The 10,060-nt window shown below is 61.4% G+C and carries 10 protein-coding genes; 6 read left to right on the top strand and 4 right to left on the bottom strand.

Annotation, left to right across the window (positions count from 1 at the left end; genetic code table 11):
• Nucleotides 1-119 precede the first annotated feature (119 nt).
• A complete protein-coding gene (locus VFL62_RS20950; RefSeq protein ID WP_325174295.1) occupies nt 120-518 on the bottom strand; it encodes a PaaI family thioesterase in 399 nt (132 codons plus the stop codon).
• 219 nt (nt 519-737) lie between these two features.
• Between VFL62_RS20950 and VFL62_RS20945 the strand changes: the two genes are divergently transcribed.
• Both VFL62_RS20945 and VFL62_RS20940 read left to right on the top strand, forming a co-directional pair.
• Nucleotides 738-962 (top strand): DUF6719 family protein, encoded by a 225-nt coding sequence (locus VFL62_RS20945; protein ID WP_414644799.1) that lies wholly within the window; start codon nt 738-740, stop codon nt 960-962.
• A 145-nt stretch (nt 963-1,107) separates the two neighbouring features.
• Nucleotides 1,108-1,317, top strand: coding sequence for a hypothetical protein (locus tag VFL62_RS20940; RefSeq protein ID WP_325174293.1), 210 nt, complete (start codon nt 1,108-1,110; stop codon nt 1,315-1,317).
• A gap of 8 nt (nt 1,318-1,325) precedes the next feature.
• Here the strand turns inward: VFL62_RS20940 and VFL62_RS20935 are convergent, their stop codons facing one another.
• The gene (locus tag VFL62_RS20935) at nt 1,326-1,874 is read right to left on the bottom strand and encodes a CreA family protein (RefSeq protein ID WP_325174292.1); all 549 of its coding nucleotides are present in this window, start codon (nt 1,872-1,874) and stop codon (nt 1,326-1,328) included.
• A 361-nt stretch (nt 1,875-2,235) separates the two neighbouring features.
• Between VFL62_RS20935 and VFL62_RS20930 the strand changes: the two genes are divergently transcribed.
• The 4 genes from VFL62_RS20930 to VFL62_RS20915 all read left to right on the top strand — a co-directional run bounded on the left by VFL62_RS20930 (nt 2,236) and on the right by VFL62_RS20915 (nt 7,410).
• Nucleotides 2,236-4,023: a L,D-transpeptidase gene (locus tag VFL62_RS20930; protein ID WP_325174291.1), complete on the top strand. Its 1,788-nt coding sequence runs from the start codon at nt 2,236-2,238 to the stop codon at nt 4,021-4,023.
• A gap of 73 nt (nt 4,024-4,096) precedes the next feature.
• Nucleotides 4,097-5,722 (top strand): hypothetical protein, encoded by a 1,626-nt coding sequence (locus tag VFL62_RS20925; protein ID WP_325174290.1) that lies wholly within the window; start codon nt 4,097-4,099, stop codon nt 5,720-5,722.
• A 167-nt stretch (nt 5,723-5,889) separates the two neighbouring features.
• Entirely contained in the window at nt 5,890-6,828 is a 939-nt protein-coding gene (locus VFL62_RS20920; RefSeq protein ID WP_325174289.1) for a polysaccharide deacetylase family protein, read from the top strand.
• Between the two features lie 69 nt (nt 6,829-6,897).
• Entirely contained in the window at nt 6,898-7,410 is a 513-nt protein-coding gene (locus tag VFL62_RS20915; RefSeq protein ID WP_325174296.1) for a dihydrofolate reductase, read from the top strand.
• 69 nt (nt 7,411-7,479) lie between these two features.
• Here VFL62_RS20915 and VFL62_RS20910 read toward each other — a convergent pair whose 3' ends face one another.
• Nucleotides 7,480-7,926, bottom strand: a complete 447-nt coding sequence (locus tag VFL62_RS20910) for a DoxX family protein (RefSeq protein ID WP_325174288.1) — start codon at nt 7,924-7,926, stop codon at nt 7,480-7,482.
• 155 nt (nt 7,927-8,081) lie between these two features.
• On the bottom strand, nt 8,082-10,060 hold a 1,979-nt coding region (locus VFL62_RS20905), incomplete at its 5' end, for an NADP-dependent malic enzyme (RefSeq protein ID WP_325174287.1).

The raw sequence follows: 10,060 nt of genomic DNA, 5'->3' as shown, positions 1-10,060 counted from the left end.
GGTCACCCTCGAGGAGGCGTCGAATCCCTAGATCAATCCATATTGTGCATCGCAACACGAAATTCAAGAGCCAATTTTTGCTGCAAATATCGGTGGTTAACATCCGATATCGCCCGCATTCAAAGCACCATCTGGGTCTGGGTCACGATCGCCACCAGCCGGCCCTCCTCGGTCTCGAGCCTGGTTTGCCAAACCTGCGTGCGGCGTCCCCGATGGATCGGCGTTGCGGTCGCGATGACGGTCGCGCCTTCTTTGGCGCCGCCGATGAAATTGGTCTTGCTTTCGATCGTGGTTGTGCCCTTGGCATCCTCCGGCAGGTTGATCACCGTTGCTGCGGCACCGACGGAATCTGCGAAGGCCATCACGGCGCCGCCATGGATGCTGTGGCTGACGGTGCAGAGGTCGGGACGGACCAGCATCTTGGCGACGACGCGGTCCTGATCTGCTTCGACGAACGTAACTCCCTTCAGTTCTGCGAAGGGCATCTTCATCGCTTGTATCTTTTCAAGCGGCGTCATGTCTTCCTCCTACTCTGTTATTGCCGCGAGATTTTCAAGTGCGGTGGCCCGTGACAAGCGCTGTTTTGTTCCGGTTGAGAATCGCCGCCGTCTCAATAGACTCGGCCCCAGCGCCATTTCGAACCGGAATCTCCGATGAAACGCAGCATCTCTTCTTCGAACGAGATTTTCGGCGATTGCCATCCCAGCCGGGCTGCGTTGACGGCGTGCTTTTTTCTGATGGCGTTCGGCTGTCTCGCGCCCGGATGGGTGCAAGGCGCGAAGGCGACGACGTTTGGGCGCGAACAGGATATTCCTGATCTGAAGCTCGGGCAGCGCGTCAAGGTCGACGACGGAACCTGCCCAGCGGGTCAGGTTAAGGAAGTAACCGGTGCAAAAATGACCGAGAGCGGCCTGGTGCGCGCATACAAATGCGTGCCGCGCCTGGGCATCAAACAGAAGTAAAGCCGAGCGAAATCCTGCGGGTCGGCCACCCGGCGACAGATCCTTGACCGCCTGCCATTCGCCATTCCGCACCGGCTAAATCGAGAATTTCAGGAACTTTCCCTATACCGGCGCGTTATGTGGAAAATTCGCCCGGGGGAACGTCATGGACAACGGCGGCAGCGTCGATGTCAGCGACCTCACCACGTTGAAGGTCGACGCCAGAAAAGTTTGCGGCGCGATGGCGGAGCAGCGGCGGCATGATGGCCGCGACAGCACTGAATCAGTGCCGCAGCAATTTGTGCATCTGGTTGGAAGTCGCGATCCGAACGCCCATCGAACAGCAGCGATGCGCGCCCGTTCTCAAAACCTCTGACCGCACCTTTATTCGATGAACTCGCCGCATTTCTGCACGGTGGTGTCGCCTGTGCCCCACGGCATGATCGGCACCGAGGAGGTCGAGTTTTTCGGCGAGCCTTCGATCAGCCTGTCCGAATAGACCATATAAACCAGCACGTTTCGCTTGGCGTCGCAGCCGCGCACGATTTGCATTTTCTTGAAGAAGAGCGATCGGCGCTGCCGGAACATGTCCTCGCCCTGCGCCATCTTGCCCTTGAAATGGATGGGGCCGATTTGCCGGCACGCCAGCGAAATGTCCGAGACCTCCTCGGCTATTCCGAGCCATCCCTTCACGCCGCCGCGCTCGGGCACCGTGAAGTGGCATGCCACGCCCTCCACCTCGGGATCATCGATTCCGTAGGTGGCAAGCTTGTCGTTCGGCGTGAGCCACTTGAACACCGTGGAGCGGCGAAAGATCAGGTCCGGCTCGTCGGCGGCCCATGCACCTGATTCGGTCGATATAAGCAGCACAGCCAGAAGCAGCAGTCTGATTCTCCATCCCCAAGTCCGAGGGTGGCGCGCAAGATGTGCCATGAAGGTCTCCAGATACCCGATTGCGAAATTATGGTGTCGGCGCGGCGGCTGCTTTTGCTTCATTTTAGGAACCGAGGAGCAACGGCAAACCTTTGATCTCACATAGCTTTGATCCAGGCTTCGCGGTGGGCGCCAGGAGGCAAGGATTGATGTGGAATTCGGATTGGCAAGCCCCGCTGATATCGCCGATGTAGGCACCGGCTCAAGCGAGCGGAAGGCCCGACTAGTCCCTTGTTAATGTTGGGTGAGGCTTTTTTGCTACGCTTGGACCCAAAAGCGCAGGCCGTGAAAGCGTCACGCTGGTGAACGCGAATCTCGTCTGCAAGATTGAACCAGACGTTGGAAGATGGAAGGCAGACGCGTGAGCCGACAAGACCTTGGTTTGGGACGTGGGCGGTTCTGGCGCCTTGCCATTTTTGCGGCAACCGGAACGCTCGGCGTCTCATCGCAGGCTGAAGCCGCCATTTTCTATTGGCAGGATTCGGCGCCCGCGACCGCGGAAGTAGCGCCAACGGCCCCGAAGCCGCAGGGACGGCGCGCCAAAGCGCAGCGTCATGGCGAAAAGAAATCGGCGATCGTCGAGAAGGACGCCAAGCCGCAGGGACCGCTGATCATCTCGGTATCGATCGCGCAGCAGCGGCTGCGGGTATACGACGCCAACGGGCTGTTTGCAGAATCTCCGGTCTCCACCGGCATGCCCGGTCATTCGACACCGATGGGCGTTTTCAGCGTCATTCAAAAACAGAAATTCCACCAATCCAACATCTACAGCGGCGCGCCGATGCCGTTCATGCAGCGGATCACCTGGTCCGGCATCGCCATGCACGCCGGCGTCGTGCCAGGTCATCCGGCCTCGCACGGATGCATCCGTCTGCCGATGGCGTTCGCCGTCAAGATGTATGGCTGGACGCGGATGGGCGCGCGGGTGATCATCACGCCGGGCGAGGTTACACCGGCGAACTTCTCGCATCCTCTTTTGGCCGCGATGAAGGTGCCGCCCCAGCCCGTTGCCGCACAAGAAACCAAGGCCGACGCCGCACCGCTTCAAATGCCCGAGAAGCCTGCAGCCCAAGCGATCGATGTCGCGCTGTCCGCCGATACCGCAATCGAACTGCGTCCGAGCGTCGGGCATACCGAGGACGTAAGGGCCGCAAGCGAGGCTTCGTCCAAGATCAAGACGGCTGACGCCAGCGGCGCAATGCCGGTCGCGATCCCGGCAAGCGCCGTCTCGGATACCGTGGCAAAACGCGAGCCAGCGCCGTCACAAACCGAGGTTGCCGCTCCAGACAAGACAGACCCCGCCAAGCAAGAGGCTGCAAGAATTGCAGCCGAGGCGGACGCGCGGCAAGAACAATCCGCTTCGAGCGCGGCGAAGGAGCCGAGCGCGACAAAAAACGGCGAGGCGGCTTCTGCGCCGACAAAGCCGTCGCAGGATGGCGCGCTTGAAGCGCAAACGACCAAGGCCGTCGACGGCGCTACAAAACCCGCCGAGCCAGTGGCAAACCTGCCCGCAAAGCTGGAGACGGCGAGCGAAGCGACGAAGCCGGGTGATGACAAACCGACTGACGCCGCGACCTCAGCGCCCTCCGACACATCCAAAGGAGCCAGCGTGCCGCCGCCGGCCGACGCGCCGCTCAAGGGCGATCTGAAGAACGATTTTGCGAAAGCCTATCTGGGACCGCCGATCAAGAAAACCGAACAGATCGCGGTCTTCGTCAGCCGCAAGGATTCCAAGCTCTATGTTCGCCAGAATTTCGCACCGCTGTTCGATGTGCCGGTGACTATCTCCGCGGACGAACGGCCGCTCGGCACGCATATTTTCACTGCACAAACCGACAAGGCTGACGGCAACGTGCTGCATTGGTCGGTGGTGTCTCTTCCTGCTCCCTCCAAAGCAGCCACCCGGCATGCCGATGAGACGCACACTTCACACGGCCGCAAGATCGCAAGCACAGCTTCATTGGAAGCAAAGCCGGGGCCCGCACCCGACAGCCCGGCTGAAGCACTGGACCGCCTCAACCTGCCTGCCGAAGTCATGGCCAAGATCTATGAGGCGGTTTCAACCGGCGGATCGATCATCGTCTCCGATCAGGGCATAGCGGGCGGCGAAACCGGCGAAGGCACCGATTTCATCGTTTCGCTGCGTTAGTGTATCTCACTTTCACTGCCCCTTCGAAAAACCGGTTTCCAATCCGTTTGGCCGTGCGTAAAACACGGCCGGCATGACCCCTTCTCCGTCCGCAGCGCCCGCGCGCGCCCGCTCTGATGCTCTCGCGCCGCTGACGTTTCTTGGCTGGCGATGGGGCTTGGTCGCGATCGTCTTCAGCCTTGCGGCATCATTCTTCCTCTACGGTTATGCCGTGGTCTATTGGCGCAACGCCGATATGGACTTCATGGTGATCTACAGCGCGCTTGCCCTCAACGACGGCAAGCCGCAGCAGTTCTTCGACCACACCGGCTATCTTACGATCGTCTCCATCAAAGTCTGGTTCGAGCTGCTGCATGGGCTCGGCCTGCTCGATTCCTGGTCGTTGTCGAGCATGCCGCCGGCCTCCGATGCCTCCGCCTTCGATGCGGCGATGACGAGCGCCGTGCGCGCAGGCCGGCTGCTTGCCTGGCTGATCGCAACCACCACCGTGCTGATCTTTGCGAGCCTGATCCGCGCCATCGTCCGCGACTGGCGTGTCGCGCTCATCGCAACCTTTGCCTTCGCGTTCTCCGGCGCCCTCGCCGTCCACCTGCGCATCCTGCGCACCGAACTTGTCGCCGCCTGCCCGGTCCTGTTCGCGCTGATGATCCTGATCGTGGTCGGCCGATGCGCGAGTGTCGGACGGCCGCTCTGGCTGGCGCTTGCGGCCGCGCTTTGCGTGCTTGGGCTGGAAAACAAGGTTCAAGCCATCCTGCTTATTGCGGCATTGCCGGTACTCATTTTGCCGTTCGGAGGCGCTGCAAGCGCAAGCGTCGCCTTTTGGCGAGGCCGCCGTGCTCTCGCAGCGGCAATGGCGTCGGTCGGCGCCGCGGTCGCTGCAGGCTATGCGGCCTGGCCCTTGATAGCGACCGGCTTTGATCGCACCCTTCTGGATGCAGCCGCCTTTCACCCGCTGCTGCTTGGCCACTTCGGCATCTATCAGACGATGCTGCTGCTTCTGATTGGCGGCTGCATGCTGGCCTATGCCGCGATCTGGCGCATCAGCGCGGCCGAAACCTTCGTGTCGACGACCTTGGTCGCCGCCGGCGCGCTGGTAGCGCTGCTCGCCCTCAACCTCGACTACAACACGAACAATGTGATTGCGGTATTCAATCCGCTGGAAAAGATGTTGAAGTTTGTCGATGCGCCGACCGCCGCGGCCGCGAACAAATCAGGACTTGCAGACATTTTCTGGCTGCTGCTCGACGGCATCGCTTCGGTCGCCGCCCGGTATTCTTTCGTGCTGCATTCCTCGCCGCGCCCGACCGTCTTCCTGACCTGGCTGATCGTGCCCGGCATTGTCTATGGGTGGAGACGGGGCGAGAGGCAGGCCGCGATCCAGGCATCCCTGCTGTTGATGGTCGCGATTGGCATCGACGCGTTAGGCGTGCGACGCGGGTTAAAATCCGAGTACTTCATTTTCACCGACCCGCTGATCATCCTTGCGGGCGCCGTTCTGCTCGATCGCTTGGTCGAGCTGCGCTTTCACAAATGGGCGTTTCCGATCGCGATGGTTCTCTTCGCATTGCAAATCGTGGTCGGCCAGGCTGAACCCATCAAATATGCGCTTCAGCGCCGCGGGCCGGAGCAGGTTTGCGAATGGAACCAGCATTACATGCCGCTGTTGCCACTACCCTGGTGCCCGGGCGCCCGCTCCTGAGAGACCGTACGCTGTCTTCGGAACCAGACACCGGAGAATCCCGGAGTGTGCCAAAGCCGATATAGCCTTACGCGGCAACTCGGCTATGATGGATCGCAGTGGGGAAATCGCGCGGCAGGCCACAAGAAAGCCAACGCACGGCGCGGTCAGCAAACAAGGACATCAAGATGCGAATTGCGGCGGGACTGATCATAGCAGGCGCGATTTCACTCTACGCCACCGGGGTGGCACTGTCGCAGACCCCGCCCGCCAAAGCCGATGCCGCGCCCGCCGCCGCGGCAAGCCCGGCGCCGGCCGCCAAGCCTGCGTCAGCCAAAATGCCCTGCTCCAATCCCGATGCGCTCGGAATCAGTCGCGTCGTCGAGATCGACACCACGGGCGGCCCGGGCTTCGGTTTCGAACATTTCAAGCAGCTGGATTTTCTGCGCGACAAGGAAGTCGTGCTGACCTTTGACGACGGCCCGTGGCCGGAGAACACACCCAACGTCCTCAAGGCGCTGGCGAACGAATGCACGACCGGAATTTTCTTCTCGATTGGTAAGCACGCCACCTATTACCCCGAAATCCTCAAGCAGGTCGCCGCCGCCGGCCACACCATCGGCGCTCACACCTGGTCGCATGCCACCCTCACCAACAAGAAGCTGAGCGAGGACCAGCGCAAGGAAGAAATCGAGAAGGGCTTTTCTGCAGTCAAATGGGCGCTTGGCGCCCCGCCCGCGCCGTTCTTCCGCTTCCCGGCGCTGCAGCACCCGCCGGAAATGGTGACTTACCTCGGAACGCGGAACATCGCGATGTTCTCCTGCGATCTCGATTCCTTCGACTTCAAGGCGCGTAATGCGCAGCAGGTCATCGACGTCACGATGAAGAAGCTGGACAAGCTCGGCAAGGGCATCATTCTGATGCACGATTTCCACAAGCACACCGCCGAAGCCTTGCCGGCATTGCTCCGCAAATTGAAGGATAGCGGCTACAAGATCGTTCAGATGAAGGCCAAGGCGCCGGTCCAAACCCTTCCGCAATATGACGAGGAACTTCTGAAAGACGTGAAGCTGCCGACGGTCAGCGCGCGGCCGGTGTCGAGCGTCGTTCAGACGATTTCGGAATAGTCGTCGCGGTCACAATACACAGTGCCGGTATTCCGCATTGACGGCTATGTCATCGTGTCCGCCGACGGCATGTTGGCGGATGCGAGCGGCGTGATGCCGGAAGCGCTGAAATTCGAGGGTGACAAGACCTTCTTCACGGCGGCGCTGGATCGGGCCGACCTGATCGTCCACGGCAAGCATTCTCATGAAGGTCAGCCGAATTCACCTCTGCGAAGACGCATCGTCTTGACGCGGAAGATTTCAGGCGTTGCCGACGATCCGAGCAGTCCCAAGACGACCTTATGGAATCCGACTGGCGCGCCTTTCGAGACGGCTTGCGCCCATGCTGGGGTCGGCGCCGGCACGATCGCGATCATCGGCGGTCCCAGCGTGTTCGACATGTTCATGGACCGCTACGACACGTTCTGGCTGTCGCAGGCACCGAACGTAAGGCTCCCCGACGGAGAACCGGTCTTCTCCGGTGTGCCGCAGCGGACGCCGCAGCAGGTCCTCGCCAGCCACGGCCTCAATCCCGGCCCAAGTCAGCTCCTCGACGCCAATCACAGCGTGACCGTCACGCCGTGGCTGCGGACGACGCCCTAGAGGTCCGATTCTAACGGTCGCATCGACGGACTCGCGGCGAGGCGGGTACCGAATGCCCAATCCACTCCACTAGACGTCATAAGCGGGTTCCTGAATTTTCGCGGTCCGGCTGGACCCGGCAATCATGAGCAAGGCGCCGATCAACGAAAGGTTTTTCAGCGCGTGGACCAGATTGCCCCGTGCTTCCGGTCCCGCCTGGTTCCAGAAGTCGTGGAAATAGAACGTCGCGGCCGCCACGAACAGGATCAGGATGATCGCGAAGAAGCGTGCACCAAAATTCAGCGCGATCATCAGGCCGCAGACCACCTCGATCACGCCGGATGCAATCGCAAGCAACTGCGCCCACGGCATGCCTGTAAGCGTTTCAAGCTGCGCGGTATAGGGAGCCACGATCGCGGGCAAGACGATCTTCTCCGTCATCTGGGCTGTTGCCGATAGGTCCAGGAGCTTGGAAGCCCCCGAGAAAACGAAAAGCACGGCGAACAGAATTCGTCCAAGGGTAACAAACGCTGGCATTATCGGCCTCTCGCTTCAATAAGACGGCACCAGGTCGCAAGCTCAGGGATGGCGGAGCGATTATGGGCGTTCCGCGCGGGCTTTTCAAACAATCCGTCGATTCCTCCTTGCCAGAGCGCAGGCTCTGACTTTCGCTGCCAGCCCCGGCCGGACCGCTAGACAAACAGCGAAGGCTGCTGGCGCCCGGCCAGCTCCTGCGCCTCGACGGCGGCGATCGCCGTCATGTTCAGGATGCCGCGCGCGGTCACCGATGGCGTGAGAATATGGGCAGGTCGTGACGTTCCAATGAGAATCGGGCCGACCGGCAGCGCGTCGGCCACCGCCTTGATCATCTGATAGGCGACATTGGCGGTATCGAGATTGGGCATGATCAGGACGTTTGCAACGCCCTCGAGATGTGAATGCGGCAGCACCAGCTTGCGCGCCGCCTCCAAAAGGGCCGTATCTGCCTGCATTTCGCCATCCGCCTCGATCTCGGGATGTTTTTCGCGCAGCAGGGCCGTGGCCCGTCGCATTTTCCGTGACGACTCCGTGTCATAGCTGCCGAAATCGGAGTGCGACACGAAGGCGATTTTGGGCTTGATATTGAAGCGCTGAACATGAACCGCGGCCAGCGCCGCCATTTCGGCGATCTCTTCGGCGTTCGGGTTCGGCCGCACCTGGGTGTCGGCGATGAAATAAGCGCCCTTGGTCGTAATCATCAAAGCGAGCGCCGCGAAATCGCTCACGCCGTGCCGGAAGCCGATGATTTCCCGGACATGGCGCAGATGGCTCATGAAGCGGCCTTCGACGCCGCAGATCATGGCATCGGCTTCGCCGCGGCTGACGGCCAGCGCCGCAATCACGGTCGCATTGGTGCGCACCACCGTGCGCGCCGCATCGGGCGTCACGCCGTGCCGGCCCGCAATGGTGATGTAGGACTGAACGTAGGAGCGATAACGGGGATCGTCCTCGGGATTGATGAGGTCGAAATCCTTGCCGGGCTTGATCGCAAGACCGAACCGCTTGATCCGCGCCTCGACCACCGAAGGACGACCCACCAGGATCGGCCGGGCTACGTTTTCTTCCAGCACCACCTGCGTTGCGTGCAGCACGCGCTCGTCTTCACCCTCGGCGTAGATGACCCGCACCGGTTGGGTCTTCGCCTTGGCGAAGACGGGCTTCATGATCAGGCCGGAGCGGAACGCAAAGCGCTCGAGCTGCGCAGCATAGTCCTCGAATTTCGCGATCGGTCGCGTTGCCACACCGGAGTCCATCGCCGCCTTCGCCACGGCCGGCGCAATGCGCAGAATCAACCGCGGATCGAACGGTCCCGGAATCAGCGACCCCGGCCCAAAGCCCTGCGCCTGCCCGCTGTCGAAACCGGGCGCGAGCGCATCGACCGGCGGATCACGCGCGAGCTGCGCAATGGCATCGACCGCCGCCTTCTTCATCTCCTCATTGATCGCGGTCGCGCCAACATCGAGCGCACCGCGGAAGATGAACGGGAAACACAGGACGTTGTTGACCTGATTGGGAAAGTCTGAACGGCCGGTGCAGATCATTGCATCGGGACGCGCCTTTCGCGCCTCGTCGGGCATGATCTCCGGATTCGGATTGGCGAGCGCCATCACCAGCGGATGGTCCGCCATCTGCTTGACCATTTCCGGCGTCAGCACGTTCGGCGCGGACAGACCGAGGAAAATATCGGCGCCCGGAATCACATCGGCCAGCACGCGCTTATCGGTCTTCTGCGCGTAGACCGACTTCCAGCGGTCCATCAGCTTCTCGCGGCCCTCGTAAACGACGCCTTCGATGTCGCAGACAAAGATGTTCTCGCGCCGCGCGCCCATCGACACCAGAAGATTGAGGCAGGCGAGCGCCGCGGCGCCCGCGCCCGAACAGACGATCTTGACGTCCGATAGCTTCTTGCCGTTGAGGAACAGCGCATTGGTGATCGCCGCGCCGACGATGATGGCCGTGCCATGCTGGTCGTCGTGAAACACCGGAATCTTCATCCGGGCCTTGAGCTGGGCCTCGATCTCGAAGCAGTCCGGCCCCTTGATATCTTCGAGATTGATGCCGCCGAAGGTCGGCTCGAGCGCGGATACGGTCTCAACCACGCGCTCGATGGTGTCGGCAGCGATTTCGATAT

It is taken from the genome of Bradyrhizobium sp. (assembly GCF_035701725.1).
Classification (GTDB): Bacteria; Pseudomonadota; Alphaproteobacteria; order Rhizobiales; family Xanthobacteraceae; genus Bradyrhizobium.
Note: the sequence above shows the minus strand (reverse complement) of the source record. Positions and strands in the feature narration are given on the sequence as shown.